This is a genomic window from Bradyrhizobium sp. USDA 3262 (assembly GCF_054060035.1).
Map to the genome: position 1 here is coordinate 8,789,328 of NZ_JBSSCT010000001.1, position 14,848 is coordinate 8,804,175.

General features: G+C 61.2%; 17 protein-coding genes. 3 read left to right on the forward strand and 14 right to left on the reverse strand.

The genetic code is table 11. The features are described from left to right. The first annotated feature begins 147 nt into the window (after nt 1-147). The gene (locus ACVWYP_RS41590) at nt 148-963 is read left to right on the forward strand and encodes an alpha/beta fold hydrolase (protein WP_051447950.1); all 816 of its coding nucleotides are present in this window, start codon (nt 148-150) and stop codon (nt 961-963) included. Between the two features lie 1,121 nt (nt 964-2,084). Here ACVWYP_RS41590 and ACVWYP_RS41595 read toward each other — a convergent pair. Next, a complete protein-coding gene (locus tag ACVWYP_RS41595; RefSeq protein ID WP_063607072.1) occupies nt 2,085-2,660 on the reverse strand; it encodes a cytochrome b in 576 nt (191 codons plus the stop codon). 46 nt (nt 2,661-2,706) lie between these two features. Next, entirely contained in the window at nt 2,707-3,885 is a 1,179-nt protein-coding gene (locus ACVWYP_RS41600; RefSeq protein ID WP_028340003.1) for an NnrS family protein, read from the reverse strand. A gap of 295 nt (nt 3,886-4,180) precedes the next feature. Between ACVWYP_RS41600 and ACVWYP_RS41605 the strand changes: the two genes are divergently transcribed. Next, nucleotides 4,181-4,426, forward strand: coding sequence for a hypothetical protein (locus ACVWYP_RS41605; protein ID WP_129964719.1), 246 nt, complete (start codon nt 4,181-4,183; stop codon nt 4,424-4,426). Between the two features lie 154 nt (nt 4,427-4,580). Here ACVWYP_RS41605 and ccoS read toward each other — a convergent pair whose 3' ends face one another. From ccoS to ACVWYP_RS41665, 12 genes are all read right to left on the reverse strand, one after another. Further along, nucleotides 4,581-4,748 (reverse strand): cbb3-type cytochrome oxidase assembly protein CcoS, encoded by a 168-nt coding sequence (ccoS, locus tag ACVWYP_RS41610; RefSeq protein WP_028340002.1) that lies wholly within the window; start codon nt 4,746-4,748, stop codon nt 4,581-4,583. After that, a complete protein-coding gene (locus ACVWYP_RS41615) occupies nt 4,748-6,934 on the reverse strand; it encodes a heavy metal translocating P-type ATPase (protein ID WP_028340001.1) in 2,187 nt (728 codons plus the stop codon). The genes ccoS and ACVWYP_RS41615 overlap by 1 nt, the downstream gene beginning before the upstream one ends. Nucleotides 6,935-6,945: 11 nt before the next feature. Next, nucleotides 6,946-7,446, reverse strand: a complete 501-nt coding sequence (locus ACVWYP_RS41620) for a FixH family protein (RefSeq protein WP_028340000.1) — start codon at nt 7,444-7,446, stop codon at nt 6,946-6,948. A 15-nt stretch (nt 7,447-7,461) separates the two neighbouring features. Next, nucleotides 7,462-8,919, reverse strand: a complete 1,458-nt coding sequence (gene ccoG, locus ACVWYP_RS41625) for a cytochrome c oxidase accessory protein CcoG (protein ID WP_028339999.1) — start codon at nt 8,917-8,919, stop codon at nt 7,462-7,464. A 94-nt stretch (nt 8,920-9,013) separates the two neighbouring features. After that, nucleotides 9,014-9,886: a cytochrome-c oxidase, cbb3-type subunit III gene (gene ccoP / locus ACVWYP_RS41630; RefSeq protein WP_028339998.1), complete on the reverse strand. Its 873-nt coding sequence runs from the start codon at nt 9,884-9,886 to the stop codon at nt 9,014-9,016. A gap of 6 nt (nt 9,887-9,892) precedes the next feature. Next, nucleotides 9,893-10,057 (reverse strand): cbb3-type cytochrome c oxidase subunit 3, encoded by a 165-nt coding sequence (locus ACVWYP_RS41635; RefSeq protein ID WP_016845468.1) that lies wholly within the window; start codon nt 10,055-10,057, stop codon nt 9,893-9,895. A 10-nt stretch (nt 10,058-10,067) separates the two neighbouring features. Further along, nucleotides 10,068-10,802, reverse strand: a complete 735-nt coding sequence (gene ccoO / locus ACVWYP_RS41640; RefSeq protein ID WP_028339997.1) for a cytochrome-c oxidase, cbb3-type subunit II — start codon at nt 10,800-10,802, stop codon at nt 10,068-10,070. 8 nt (nt 10,803-10,810) lie between these two features. Further along, nucleotides 10,811-12,433 carry a cytochrome-c oxidase, cbb3-type subunit I gene (gene ccoN, locus ACVWYP_RS41645; RefSeq protein ID WP_028339996.1) on the reverse strand — a complete coding sequence of 541 codons (1,623 nt, stop codon included), beginning with the start codon at nt 12,431-12,433 and terminating at the stop codon, nt 10,811-10,813. A gap of 26 nt (nt 12,434-12,459) precedes the next feature. Beyond that, nucleotides 12,460-12,957 carry a hypothetical protein gene (locus ACVWYP_RS41650; protein WP_155258423.1) on the reverse strand — a complete coding sequence of 166 codons (498 nt, stop codon included), beginning with the start codon at nt 12,955-12,957 and terminating at the stop codon, nt 12,460-12,462. Nucleotides 12,958-13,069: 112 nt separating this feature from the next. Next, nucleotides 13,070-13,369 carry a hypothetical protein gene (locus ACVWYP_RS41655; protein WP_244980974.1) on the reverse strand — a complete coding sequence of 100 codons (300 nt, stop codon included), beginning with the start codon at nt 13,367-13,369 and terminating at the stop codon, nt 13,070-13,072. 151 nt (nt 13,370-13,520) lie between these two features. Further along, nucleotides 13,521-13,730, reverse strand: coding sequence for a hypothetical protein (locus ACVWYP_RS41660; RefSeq protein WP_129964721.1), 210 nt, complete (start codon nt 13,728-13,730; stop codon nt 13,521-13,523). Then, complete coding sequence (locus tag ACVWYP_RS41665) at nt 13,727-14,476, reverse strand: CBS domain-containing protein (RefSeq protein ID WP_028339993.1); 750 nt, start codon at nt 14,474-14,476, stop codon at nt 13,727-13,729. The genes ACVWYP_RS41660 and ACVWYP_RS41665 overlap by 4 nt, the downstream gene beginning before the upstream one ends. A gap of 151 nt (nt 14,477-14,627) precedes the next feature. Between ACVWYP_RS41665 and ACVWYP_RS41670 the strand changes: the two genes are divergently transcribed. Beyond that, the gene (locus tag ACVWYP_RS41670; RefSeq protein ID WP_155258422.1) at nt 14,628-14,774 is read left to right on the forward strand and encodes a hypothetical protein; all 147 of its coding nucleotides are present in this window, start codon (nt 14,628-14,630) and stop codon (nt 14,772-14,774) included. Nucleotides 14,775-14,848 lie beyond the last annotated feature (74 nt).

Sequence of the window (14,848 nt, forward strand, 5' to 3'; positions counted from 1 at the left end):
TATGCTGAGATCGCAGAACTGTCCGCAACTCCCTTTATCGCGTTACTCGCAGTTCTAATACTGCCGCTTCGACCACAGATGCTGAGAACAGAACGGCGGTGGAAGAACCATCCTCCAAACCAACAGCGAAAAACCACAGCTTGCGCGATGAAATTGGCGCAAGATCGCGGATCCTGTCGGTGGCTTTGCGGTAAACTCAAGCACGGCTTTGCGAATTCCTCCTTCTACTTTCGTCATCTGATGCCACAGCTCGCCGATCGATTTCGGCTGATCGCGCCGGATCTACCCTCGTTCGGCTTCACGCAAATCCCCGCCGAGCGAAACTATCGGCATGACTTCGAATCCCTCTCGCGCACGATCGCAGCGTTCGTCGACGTCTTGGAGCTTACGCGCTACGTGCTCTATGTCTTCGACTACGGTGCACCGGTGGGTTGGGACCTCGCGCTGACATATCCGGAGCGTGTTGCAGGGATCATCAGCCAGAACGGCAACGCGTACGTCGAGGGATTGAGGAAGGAAGCCTGGGATCCGCTGCGAGCCTACTGGGTCAGCCCAAGCCCCGACAAACGGGAGCCCATTCGCTCCCGCATGACGCTCGAGGGGGTCAAGCAAGCTTACTTCCACGGCGTGGCCGATCCATCCATTATTGAGCCGGAGTCCTACACGCTTGATGCGGCGGTTCTGGCCCGCCCCGGAAATGCCGATCTGCAGATCGACCTCAAGCTGGACTATAAGCGCAACATCGAACGCTATCCGCTCTATCAGGCATTCTTCCGTCAGCATCAGCCACGGCTGCTGGCCGCCTGGGGCAGGAACGACCCATTCTTCGCCCCGGAGGGCGCCGAAGCGTTTCGGCGGGACATTCCCGCAGCACGAATTGTCCTTCTGGACACCGGGCACTTTGCGCTTGAGACGGAAGGTCGCACGGTTGCCGAGGAAGTCAGACGCTTCCTGCTCGATTGAATATCGGCAGAGCGCACGAGCAGCGCGATTTCGTATTGTCGATAGGAACGGATGCGCGCCCCGTCGCCTTCGTCAGGATACTCGCGCGGCACGCCGCACGGGGCTTCGTTCGGGCCGCACGGCACTAACAGACGGGCCAGCCTTCGGAATTGAAGGGATGACGATTGCGCGTCAGCGATCACTCTCTTTTTTTGGTAGCGAGGACCTACGCCATTGGCACTGATCGTCCGTGGCGCTTCGCACTCTCCAATTGGTTGCGGGTTGATTTGAACCTATCGAGCTAAGCAATTGGATTTGTTGATGCGGCTGCTTAAGACCGAAAAGCAAAAACCCAGCAATCCGTTGAGATTGCTGGGTTTCCATTTTCAACTTTGGTTGCGGGGAGGCGCAACACCCGATTATTGCGATTGATTGAACAGGAGCTTCCTAAGCTTGCTGCATAACTGATTCGGACCGCGCCGCTGATTAAGAGTCCTATTGCAATCCCAATCATTTCAATGACTTGGCCTCTAAAGAGCGGATAGAGAAGGAAGATCAATCACTTACGAACGGATTTCGAAATGAAAGCGATCAACTTCACCGCTAGTACTTTCACGCTCACCACCTCACGTCTTCTCACTATCAGCACCGGCGAGGAGGCGACATCAATCATTGCGTAGTCGAAATCTGAACCAATCGGGGGGACTTTCATGCGATACCAGCTTACCGCGATTTCTTCCCGGCAGCCTTCAAGGCTCTATTACCCCAGGATTGGGCGGAGGTCGCTTCTGCCCTAACCTAACCGATCACAAAGATTCGCTATTTAGCGACGCCGCCGAAGAGACCTTCGCTGCCTTAAGAGCGCCTATTCTACGACTGGAGCAAGAAGCTGAAGCGGAACGGCACCAAGTCAAGCCTTTGATCCGTCTTGCAACCGGGCAGGCACGGCTACTTCGCCTATTGACGGTAAGAACGATCAAGAAGGTTGAACACGTCGAAACTTCAGTTTCGATTTGAGCGCGCCCTGAGTGCAGCCGGCACTACTACCGCCAAGTCGTGCAGTACACCTTGTTCCTTGCGGGGAACGATTGCCCGGCCGCTCCGACGGCCCGAAAGGCCTTCGAGTCCGTCTCCCCCTGAAATCAATGCGCGTTTGGACTACGAAAGTGCAGCAGCATCCGCCTCAACGTATTGTCTCCAAAAACCCAATGATGCAGCAGTGCCGCCATCATGTGAAACAGCGCCAGGATAACGAGCAGGTTGCCGAGAACTTCGTGAACTTCCTTTAGTTTCCGTGCGAGCGCTCGGTCGGCACTCCACGGTGACGGGATTTCCAAGAAGCCAAACAGCGAGAGCGAATGTCCTCGCGCGAAGAGAAATGCGATCCCAACAAGCGGTACAGCCACCAACAAGACGTAAAGGAGGTAGTGCATGATCCGCGCTGCCGGATCCGTCCATTCGATCAGCCATTTGCCGAATTCGGTAGGACTGGACTTCGGTGGCGGATTTGCAACGCGCCACGGTATCCGCACCGCGACGAGCAACAGTACGATAAGACCGGTCCAAACATGCGCTATCAGTCCGGTCTCCCGCCTTGATCCCTCGGACAATTCCTCTCCGAACGTTCCCAAGGCCCATGCGAGTGCGACGAAGAGAACGCTCAGCCAGTGCAGTGTCTTTGCAACTGGACCGTAGTCCCTTCCAACCGCATTCTTCATCACTGCCTCCTCCGCGCCCATAGTGAGCTTTTTACAGCCGGTGGACTCAGAACCTGCGTGCGCGACACAGGGCCGGAGCATAGATCAGCGCGAATCCGAGAAATGCACTCGTCCATTCGACACCAGCGACCATTAATAGCGGGATTGAGTAGGTCGGATCGACAGCCGCGCATATCCGCGCCAGCGCTGCGATGCTGACCGAGGCGTAAACGGCTTGAGTAGCCATGGATGCCGAGAGCTCCTGCCCCGTATGACCGAGCGACGCTCGTGTCATCACCGCGATCGTCATTGAGCCGATCGCACCACCGGTCCAGGCATGGATACCCGCGCTGGGGGCGACGAGGTCTAGCGACGATAGCGCCGTCAGGAAAAACCCGACAGGCACGAACGCGTAGGCAACATGGAGGATCAGGACCAGCCGGTCCGATATCGTTCGATGGCCGGCCCAGCGAGCAAGGCGGATGACGTGGAGCACTCCAGCAACTCCCAGGGCGCCTGCGACCGCGCGACCGGAAGGAACCACAGCCCATGCACCCATCGCGCTCGCACCGATAGCGACCGCCGCCGCGTCGAAGCGGCCGAAGGGAACAGGCAGCCGGCCCGGCTTCTGGCGCGAGAGCCAGTTGCGTGTAAAGCTCGGAACGATCCTCCCTCCGATCACACAAATCAGCGTAACGACAAGACCAACACCCGCCCGCGCTGAATAGTCCGCAATGCCATTGAAATGTGCTTCGATATGGAAAGCGATGTTGGTGGCCGCAAGCAGCGATACGATGCCGACCAGTTTCAGATTGCCCCACTTTCGTCCAGCGATGATCTCGCGGGCGGCTGCGGCGGCGAGCAACAGCCAGAACGTAGCGTCGATCGCAAGCGCGAATTGCCAGCCGATGATGCCTGAGAATGTCGCGGCCAGTCTTCCGGCAAGCCAGATGGCGAACAGAGCGCCGAGCGGACCGCCCTGGATCGGGAGGCGCCCTGTCCAGTTCGGAACGGCGGTCAGGAGGAAACCTGCTATCACCGCACCCACGTAACCGAACAGCATCTCATGCACGTGCCAGTCCCGTGGCGCCAACGCGGTTGGAAGGCTGACATCCCCATAGAAAACCGCCATCCACAATGGAACGATTGCGCCGGCGTAGATGGCGCCGAACAGAAAGAACGGCCGAAAGCCGTAGGAGAACAGTGCTGGGCCTCGATAACCCGTTAACCTCTGCATCGTCGCCATGGACGTCTTCCTTGTTCAGCGGATGTCAGCGAGATCTGGCACGATACTGCGCGATGAGAGTTAATCGCGTCGCCGCGGGTCTTGAGTTGATCTCCGTCAACCCGGCCGGTAACGCTCCGTGGCGTTTGCTCCGGATTTCCTTTGCCGTGGGCACCTCAAGAATATGCAGTTCTCCCGCTTGGTGGATTGTGCTGCGTCAACGGCCCCCTCGCCGTCCGCACCGCAGACTTTGAGCCACGTCAATCGCGTGACCTGCTACACGTGCGACAAAGCGGAACATCGACCGGAGGCTTGCGTGCGCCACACATTCACATCACGGTTTCGCCGGCTCACCCTTTTGGGATGGCACGACATCGCGTCGGCGCCATTCGGTTGCGTGATCGAGCTTGCAATGATTGATGGCGAACGTCAGCCGCTCGGCGTCCCCTGCATCCGCCACACCGAGGGGTGGCTGGACGCCGCCACGATGCAGCCTGTTATCGTGTCGGCGACACACTGGCGCCATTGGCAGCCTGACGTGCTTCCGACGTGCTGCTGCTGACGATGGCGCGGTTTGGCGTCATCAACCGGCTGGTCTCAGTCCTGCTCCTGTGGTCGCGGACACCGCGATTGCGGCAGACAGACTGGACACTGGTGCTTGCGCTCGCCTGCACGGCGCTCACGATCGCATCGGCGGCTTCATTGCTGTACTTTCATTACTTGGACCGGCCTTGACCACTGACGGGCTCATCGTCGGTGATGGCACGCCAGGCTGCGCCATCGAGGTCGTCATACTGTCCACTCTTGAGTGACCAGAGAAAGCCGAGCAGCCCGGCAAAGCCAAGCGCGAGCGCTAACGGGACCAGAATGACCAGAACTTCCATCAGGCCGCTTCCCTCGTTCGTGCTCGCAGTGCATTGAACATCACGATCACTGAAGAGCCTGACATGGCCGCGGCGGCGATCAGCGGCGTGACTAGGCCGGCGATCGCGATCGGTACCGCCAGCACGTTGTAGACGACAGCAAGCCAGAGATTTTGCCGCATCAGCCGCAGCGCCTGGCGCGACACCTTGACCGCTGCCAGCACCGGCGCAAGACGCTCGCCAAGAAAGACCGCATCGGCGATCGCTTGACTCATGTGCGTGGCCGTAACGGGCGACATCGAAGCGTGTGCCGCAGCAAGAGCCGGCGCATCGTTCAGGCCATCGCCGACCATCAGAACTTTGCAGCCCTGGCGCGCCAGCTCGTCGATCCGGTCGATCTTGTCGACCGGAGACACCTCGGCGCGCCATTCATGCACGCCGAGCACTTCGGCCGTCAGCCGGACCGCAGGTTCGCGATCCCCGGACACGATCTCGACGGCGATGCCCATGCGCGCCAGCCCTGCCACCACCTCGGCCGCGTCCGGCCGTAGCCTCTGCCGGACTGCGAAGGCATATTTGCTCTCGCCGTGGCTGAATGCGACGACGGAAGCCTCCGGATCGCGGCACAGAATCTCGTTGGCCAAGTTGTCCGCGCCACAGAATGACGGGCGGCCCAGTCGGATCGGACGCCCCTCATGAAAGCCGTGCACGCCCTGGCCTGGTTCTTCCTGGATGTCGGGCAACGGTGAGGCGACGCCCGCCCTGCGCGCAACGGCGGCAGCGACCGGATGACGGCTCGAGAGTGCCAGCCGGCCTGCAATCTTCAAGACATCGTCTGGAATGTCCGCGAGATTGGCGACATCAAGCTCGGGCAGCGTCAACGTCCCTGTCTTGTCGAAGATCACCCGATCGATCTCAGCGATACGCTCGATCGCATCGCCAGCGTTGAGCAGCACACCTGAACTGAACAGCGCACCGGATGCAACGGTCTGCACGGCCGGAACGGCAAGCCCCAGCGCGCAGGGACAGGTGATGATCAGGACCGCAATCGCGGTCACGATCGAATCGTGAAAACTCGCGCCATAGGCCAACCAGCCGAGCATCGCGAGAAATGCGGTCGCGTGGACAATGGGGGCATAGAGCCGCGATGCCCGCTCCGCCAGGCGAAGGTAGCGCGAGCGCGCCTGCAGCGCGTGATCGAGCAGCCGGGATATTTCGTCGAGCAACGTGCCGCCCGAAGCCGCGGACGCGCGGATGCGCAATGTGCCTGAACGGACCAGAGTGCCGGCGAACACCGCGGTGCCGGGCGTGGCTATCGCCGGTAAGGTTTCGCCCGTGATCAGGCTCTGATCGACCTCCGAGCGGCCCTCGATCACATTGCCATCGACCGCGCAGCGCTCTCCGGGCCGCAGCAGAACGATGTCGCCGGGGCGGATCGCGGCTGCCGGGACTGTTTTGATCTCGGTCGGACCGACGAACTTCGTCGCCGTCTCCGCCTTGAGGGCAGCCAGGTTGCCGGCAAAGGCGCGAGTGCGCCGCCGCATGTTCTGGTCGAGATAACGACCGGCAAGCAGAAACGCGATCAGCATGATCGCGGCATCGAAATAGGCATGTTCGGCGTGGTTTACGGTCTCGATCACCGAGGTCGCCAGCGCGAGCACGATGCCGATGCTGATCGGCACGTCCATGTTGACGCCGCGCGCCCGCAGCGCTGACAACGCCGACGAGAAGAAGGGCTGCGCCGAGTAAGCGGCCGCCGGCAGCACGATCAGCGCCGACAGCCAGTGGAAGAAGTCGCGCTGCTCCGGCAGCATGTCGGAGACGTTGCCGAACCATACCGGGACCGACAGCATCATGACGTTCATCGCCGCAAAGGCGGCGACACCCAATCGGCGCAACAGGGCTTGCGCACGCCGGGCTTCCTGGATTTCGGCATCATTCCGCTCGAAGGGATAGGCCTTGTAGCCGAGCTCCGCGAGACGGCTTACGAACAGCGCCGGGTCAAGAGCACCCGCCTTCCATTCCAGTGCAAGGCGACTGTTCGTCAGGTTCACGCGGGCCGAGGTGACGTCCGGTATGGTTGACAAATTGCGCTCGATCTTGGCCATGCAGCCCGCGCAATTGATGCCTTCGACTGCGAGATCGAGATGGATGAGCCCGACGCCCGTGGTCTTCAGATAGTGAGAGAAGTCGATATCCGCCTGCATAGGATCCACCTTCAGTTCAGCAGGATTCGATTCTTCGACAGGAACATGCGGCCGCCGTCAGCGTCGCCCTCTATGACGAGGTCCCACTGCCCCGCGGCGACGCCCTCGGCGCGGCCGCTATAGCTCCCACCCTCGGCCTCGGTGATCTCGATCGCCCGGTCTGCGCGATGATCGATCGGCCGCTCGAGCCGAGCGAGGAAACTCAGTCCCGTCAGCGGCGCTCCGGCGTGGTCACGCGCCTCCAGCGCGATTGCAGCGCTGCCGTCAAGCCGCCGGTCGATATGCGCCCGGACCCGCCAGTCGCGCTCGTTCTGCTGTCTGGCCGCGTCGATCTCGCGCTGATAGGCGAGGCTGGCGCTGTATGCGCTGTCGACCTCGGTGCCCGGAAGAGTCGTAATGGCAAGGCGCATCATGACCATGTTCACGCCGATGACGACGGCAAAGAACGCGACCGTCGTGACCAGGACGAAACGTCCGGTGATAGGTCGCGCGGCTTGACTTGAGACTGCCATGATGAAATTCCGTGCTTAGGGAAGGACGAAGTGGTCGGTCGCGGAGGCGACCTCTCCGAGACCGATATCAGTGACGCGGAATGTGACCGGCACCGACTTTTCCGCTTTTTCATCGAAGGGCGTCGTCACCAGCACGCGCAGTTCGGTGGTGGTGTCACGCGCAAGAACGATCATCGGCCGATCTGGCGTCACGGAGTCCGAACCGATGACGTGTAGCTTCGCTTCGGCGGGTCCATCGACATCGATCGCGATCACACGATCAAAACCGCGCTTGTTGAGGAAGCGCAGTGTGTATCCATTGCGGATCGCGCCGTCGCTGAGACGCACCGCGATCGGATTGCGGTCGTGCAGCACGTTGACGTCGAGCAGGGTTCGCGACATCAACGCGTAAAGCATCACGGCGCAGACTACGGTGATCAGGCTGGCGTAGACGACGGTACGGGCGCGAACGGGCTTGAAAATCTCCTGCTTGCCGGCGACGCGCCGCTGAACGTTGATATCGTTATCGTATCCGATCAAACCGGCCTTGCGGCTGACCTTGGTCATGACGGCGTCACAGGCATCGATGCACAGGCCGCACTGGATGCAGCCAAGCTGCGCACCATCGCGAATGTCGATCCCGGTCGGGCATACGGCAACGCACTGGTTGCAATCGATGCAATCGCCGGCCTTCTCGCCGAGCGAGCGAATGTCGAACGCCTTCTTGACCGAGCAACGCGGCTCACCGCGATCGTATTTGTATGTGACGTTGAGTGCCCATTCGTCGGTCAGTGCGGCTTGAATCCGCGGCCACGGGCACATGTAGACGCAGACCTGCTCGCGCATATAGCCGGCCAGCAAATAGGTCGACGCGGTCAGCATCGCGATCCAGACATAGGCGACCGCCGGCGCCCGAAGAGTCGCAAGATCGCGCACCAAGGTCGGCGCATCGGCGAAGTAGAGCACCCAGGCGCCACCGGTCCACCAGGCGATCATCAGCCAGATTGCGTGCTTCAATGCACGGCGACCGGCGCGCTTTGCGGTCATTGGGCCAGCGTCGGCCTTGATCTGGGCGCGGCGGTCACCTTCGACCAGCCGCTCGACCGCATAGAAAAGATCCGTCCAGACCGTCTGCGGGCAGAGATAGCCGCACCAGATCCGGCCACCCAGTGCGTTCATCAGAAACAAGGCGAGAGCTGCGAGCACCAAAAGACCGGTGAAATAGTAGATTTCCTGCGGCCACAGCTCGATGAAGAAGAAATAGAAGCGTCGGTTTGGGAAGTCGATCAGGACCGCCTGGTCGGGCGCGCCGAGACCCCGATGCCAGCGTACGAAGGGCAGCAGATAGTAGACGCCGAGGCAGACGGCCATCAGCCGCCACTTGATCGAGCGGAACCGGCCGGATACGCTCTGCGGGTACACCTTCTTGCGAGGCGCGTAGAGCGGCCCGTCTTCGTCGGTCATGAGTTCAGCAGGCGGCACGGGCTTGTTCATGGGTTGCTCGAATGAGGCTGGTTGAAACCTACATCCCTGCACCAGGTCCGGGTTTGACCTCGGTCAATGATCCCGGACGGCCTCGCGGCGGCAGCTATTTGCCGCCGCCTAATGAGTGCACATAGACCGCCAGCGCCTTGACGGTGACCGGATCCAGACGGCCGACCCAGGCCGGCATCACGCCGGCGCGGCCGTTGGTGATCGTCTCGACCAGCGCCCCCTCGTCGGAGCCATAGAGCCAGATCTGGTCGGTCAGGTTCGGCGCGCCGAGCTCCGGGTTGCCCTTGCCGTTGTCGCCGTGGCAGCTGGTGCAGTTTTCGGTGAATAGCTTCTTGCCGGCGGCGGCATCGAACTTCGGCGCGGTGGAAAGGCCGGAAAGCGAGCGCACATAGTTGGCGACGGTCACGATCTCGTCCTTCTTGAGGACGCCGTCGCGGCCGAATGCGAGCATCTGGCCTTCATGGGTCTTTGCGTGTCCGGAGCGCGCGCCGAACTGGATCGTCTGCATGATCTGGTCAAGCGAGCCGCCCCACAGCCAGTCGTCGTCGTTCAGGTTCGGATAGCCCTTTGCACCCGCGCCGCCGCTGCCGTGGCAGGGCGCGCAATTGTCGGCGAACACGGTCTTGCCGCGGGCGCGCGCCAGCGCCAGCAGAGCAGGATCCTTCTCGATGTCGGCCAGCGACGCATTGCCGAGCACCGCCATCTTCTCGCCACGCAGCTTCTCGAGATCGGCCAGGTCGGTCGCGACACTGGCGCGGGTGGAATACTGGAACAGACCGGTGGTGTAGCCCGAGACCAGCGGCCAGGCCGGATAGACGACCCAGTAACCGATCGCCCAGACGATCGTTGCATAGAAAGTCAGGACCCACCACCGCGGCAGCGGCGTGTTCAGTTCCTTGATGCCGTCCCACTCATGACCGGTCGTGCTGCGGCCGGAAACGCGGTCGATCTCATTATGCTCGCTCATGATCGGTCAGTCCTCCCGCAGCGGCATCCGGGCTGCGGCGTCGAAGAGAGATTTGTTGCGGGGCCACAGTGCGTAGGCGACGATGGCGATGAAGATTCCAACGAAGATCGGCGTCCAGAGCGTGCCGACCAGGCTTGATGCGAAATTCTCGACGTGAATGATCGCTTTCATGCTCGTGCCCTCAGCGCAGATTGGCTTTTTCGTTGTAGAGCTTGAAGTCGACGAGCGTGCCGAGCATCTGAAGATAGGCGATCAGGGCGTCGAGCTCGGTCGGATTGCCGGCCTTGCCGTCGAAGTTGCGGACCAGGGCCTTCGGATAGCGCTTCTGAAACGGATCGGAGCCGGGGCTGTCGGGATCGACCTGCGCTTTGAGATCGGCGACCGCGTTGGCGATCTGCTCGTCGGTATAGGGTACGCCGACCGCGCGATTCGTCCGCAGATGAGCCGCGACGTCGGACGGATCGAGTTCCGTCTTCGCGAGCGACGGGTACCCGGGCATCACCGACTGCGGAACGATCGAACGCGGATTGATCAGGTGAGTGACGTGCCAATCGTCGGAGTACTTGCCGCCGACCCGCGCAAGATCCGGTCCGGTGCGCTTGGAGCCCCACTGGAATGGATGGTCGTACATGCTCTCGGCCGCGAGCGAATAGTGGCCATAGCGTTCGACCTCGTCGCGCAGCGGTCGAATCATCTGCGAATGGCAGAGATAGCAGCCCTCGCGGACATAGATGTTGCGCCCGGCGAGCTCGAGCGGCGTATAGGGCCGCACGCCGTCGACCGCCTCGATCGTGCTCTTCAGATAGAACAGCGGCGTGATCTCGACCAGCCCGCCGATCGCAATGACGACGAGAATGCCGGCGATCAGGATGATCGAGTTCTTCTCAAAGATCTTGTGTCGATTCCAGAAGGACATTGCGTGACCTATTCGGCAGGCTGGAGAGCGCCGGCGCCCTCGGTTTCGCTGGCTTGGCCGGCATTGACCGTCATCCAGAGATTGAAGGCCATGATCAGGGCGCCGACCAGGAACAGCGCGCCGCCCGCTGCGCGGATGATGTAGAAGGGATGCATGGCCTCGACAGATTCGATGAAGGAGTATTCGAGGAAACCGAGCGAGGTGTAGGCACGCCACATCAGACCCTGCAGGATTCCCGACACCCACATCGCGGAAATGTAGAGCACGATGCCGATGGTTGAGATCCAGAAGTGCCAGTTGACCAGCTTCAGGCTGTAGAGCTGGCGATTCCACAGCCAGGGGATCAGGCAGTAGAGCGCGCCGAAGGAGACGAATCCGACCCAGCCCAATGCGCCGGAATGCACATGGCCGATGGTCCAGTCGGTATAGTGGCTCAACGAGTTGACCACCTTGATCGACATCATCGGGCCTTCGAAGGTCGACATGCCGTAGAAGGCGACCGACACCACCATCATGCGCAGCACGGGATCGGTGCGCAGCTTGTCCCACGCTCCCGACAGCGTCATCAGGCCGTTGATCATGCCGCCCCAGGACGGCATCCAGAGCATGATCGAGAACGTCATGCCGAGCGTCTGCGCCCAGTCCGGCAGCGCCGTGTAGTGCAGATGATGCGGGCCGGCCCAAATGTAGAGGAAGATCAGCGCCCAGAAATGGATGATCGAAAGCCGGTATGAATAGACCGGACGCTCCGCCCGCTTCGGAATGAAGTAGTACATGATTGCCAGGAAGCCGGCGGTCAGGAAGAACCCGACCGCGTTGTGGCCGTACCACCACTGGAACATCGCATCCTGCACACCGCCCCAGGCGATGTAGGACTTCGAGCCGAGGAAGGAAACCGGCAGCGCGGGATTGTTGCCGAGATGCAGCACCGCGATCGTGATGATGAACGCCAGGTAAAACCAGTTGGCGACGAAGATATGCGGCTCCTTGCGCTTTACCAGCGTCATCAGGAACACGAGCAGATACGTCACCCAGACGATCGTCAGCCAGAAGTCGGCGTACCATTCCGGCTCGGCGTATTCCTTCGACTGGGTCACGCCGAGCAGGTAGCCGGTGCCGGCGATCAGGATGAAGAAGTTGTAGCCGACCACGACGAACCAGGGCGACAGGTCGCCTGCAAGGCGAGTGCGGCAGGTCTTTTGCACGACATAAAACGACGTTGCGATCAGGACGTTGCCGCCGAACGCGAAGATCACGGCCGACGTATGCAGCGGCCGCAGGCGGCCGAATGTCGTCCAGGGCAGATCGAAATTAAGCGCCGGCCAGGCCAGCTGCATGGCGATGATCAGACCCACAGTGAAACCCGCGATGCCCCAGAACATCGCCATGGCGGACGCGAACTTGATCGGGCCAAGGTTGTAATTGGGGCGCCCGCCGATCTCCGCCGGTGGCAATTCTGCAGGACGGTCAAGGTAGCGATTGCCGATCATGACCACGGAGATCAGGCTGGCGGCACAAGCAAGCGACGCGTGAAAACTGAACGCCGCATCGTGCCCCATCGCCGCGCCCAGAAAGCTAACGAAGGCAAAAACCGCAAGTGAAGACGTCAAGCCGGCTTCGCCCATCGTCATCGACTTTGAAACGGAAGATGGACTTGTCATGTGGAAGCTTTCTTTGGATGCGGTGGCGTCATGGAGACTACAATCTCGCCGCCAGCTACTTGATCGGCATCAATTCCTGCGCCATGCCGAGCGCCGCTGGCGCCGCGGCTCAGCGCCGTCAGGGTCAGTTCATTCGGACAGTATCGTGCCGGACTGGCCCGCCTTTCCCGCGCGAGATCCGCGGCGCAGCGAGCCTTCTCACGGCATAGACCGCACACTCGCTGCAGATCACGCAACACATCGCAATGGGACGACGCGAGCGTCTGCTCGGACAACCCTGCATGATCGAGACGCTTGCTGAGCAACTCCGGCGAACCTTGCTCGCGGGCAAGCGCACGAAGGTCCGACGTCGGCAGATTCAGCTCGTGCGCGACCTCGTCGATCTCCCTGGCGGTCAACAGATCGAATTCGTGTCGACGCACAAGAAACGCTCGCAAGCGCGCGAGAAGATTCTTGAATTGCGGCGAGCTATTGCCAGCTGATCGGTCGGTCATTTCTCACCCCCTTTTGGCTCTCCATCTCTAGCCGAAGGACCCGATTGTCGATTTGATACCGATCAAGCACGCGATAGCGCGCCAATCGACCGCGACGGCCGCCCAAGGGGCGCTAGCCGCCCCAGGCCGACGGCAAAGCCGGCGGCGTTCGAAGCTCCATGGAATCGGCAAAGATCGTCCAGTCGCGGACGCCCTTCTGTCTGCAGAAGTCGGCCTCGGCCAGCTGTGCAGCCGCGGAAAGCGAGACAGCGTCAACCCTGAACGCTGCCTGGCAGGCGCGATGTTCGTGGCCGGTATCGTCGCAAACCGTTTTGATGAAACGAACGTCAAATGATGTCATGGCACCCTCGCTTGGGCTGATTCCTTGCTCATGCTGCCATTGGCGCGAGACGCCCGTATTGATCTGCCGCAACGGAATGCTCTGAGGCGCGGCTGTCCTATTGTAGAGGATATCGAAGGCGAGCAGAGCCTTGAACGTCCTCGACCGCCAGGAACTCGAGCGACGAGCCTTTCGCGACGTCTGGCTCTCATCATCGGGCACTGAGACCAGGCCGGACGAGGTGCTATCTGTGGTGAGATGTCCAGTCCGCGGATGACGGCCGGACTGCCGGTATTGACGTCGTCTTGCCATTGACGGTCCATCCTGCGGCAGTGACCGCGAAGCCCACGATTACAAAGATCGTCATCAATGTTGCGGCGAAGCCCACGACATCGGCGCTTACCACCGCAGTCGCGATCAGCGGGATCAGAGCGATTGCGGGGCGAACGATCATCCTGCCGTCTCCTTTGCTGCTTTCGCTGCAGCTGCTCGTTCGTCTTCCGCGGATTGGATATAGAAGCCGGAATAGGTGTCGATGTAGCACAGATGATCGTGCACTTCCTTGACGCCGGCGACATTCTCCGCGGCGACAATCGCAGCCTGCCTCGCCCGCTCGTCCGTGATGACCCCACGGAGGTGCACCTCGCCGTTGCGCACCGAGACCTGCAGCCCGAGCGGACACCAATTTGCACCGTCGAGGACTCGCACGATGCGATCGTGGATGTGCTTGTCATCCGCCGTAGGATCCGGGATCTGGTGCGCAATAGACGCGACTGCCCGCAGCAGATCGGCACGTGTCACGAGGCCAACGAGGCGCCCCTCGCGCATCACCGGCAGCCGTTTGACCCCCATCCTCTCCATGAGATCGACAAGATCAGGCAGGGGCGCTTCTTCCGTCACGGTAACGGGATCACACGACATGATCTCTCCGACCTTCCGCCCGCGCTCGTGGACAAAGTCCGCAGCTGCATAGCCGGGGCCGAGAAGGAACTGAAGCCAGCGGCCACGCCGACGTTGCGTGCCGATCTCGCTTCGCCGCAAAAAGTCGCTCTCCGACAGGATTCCGACCAATCTTCCAGCCGAATCGACCACCGGTAGGCCGCTGACATGATGATCCAGCATCAACTTGGCGGCCTCGATAATTAAGGTCTCGGTTCCAACAATAATGAGATGTCTCGCCATAATCTGGTGTGCGCGCATTGCCGCTCTCCTTTCAATGCCCGCAGCAAGCTCGCACATGATCGGCCCGTTCATCTTGATCCTTCTCAATGCCCGCGCTTGTCGGGAATCAAGGCGCCACGACCGATGATCAAAGATCGAAGGTATTGGCAGTTAGTCAGGAGAACAAATCATGCTGCAGAATCTGCTCGCCTCGCTCGGAGCGCTCGCGATCGTTGTCGTGGCCTTCGTCCGGATGATCTTGCAGGCAAAGCGGCCTTCGCTCAGCCAGCCGGCCGGATCCAGCCTTGCTCGGCACCATCGCCGTCGCCCGTTCTAGGCCGCCGGCGCCGCCTCGACCGTGCACCGGATTTTTGACGTGCATCAATGCGGCGCGGCGCGCCCCGCCAGACG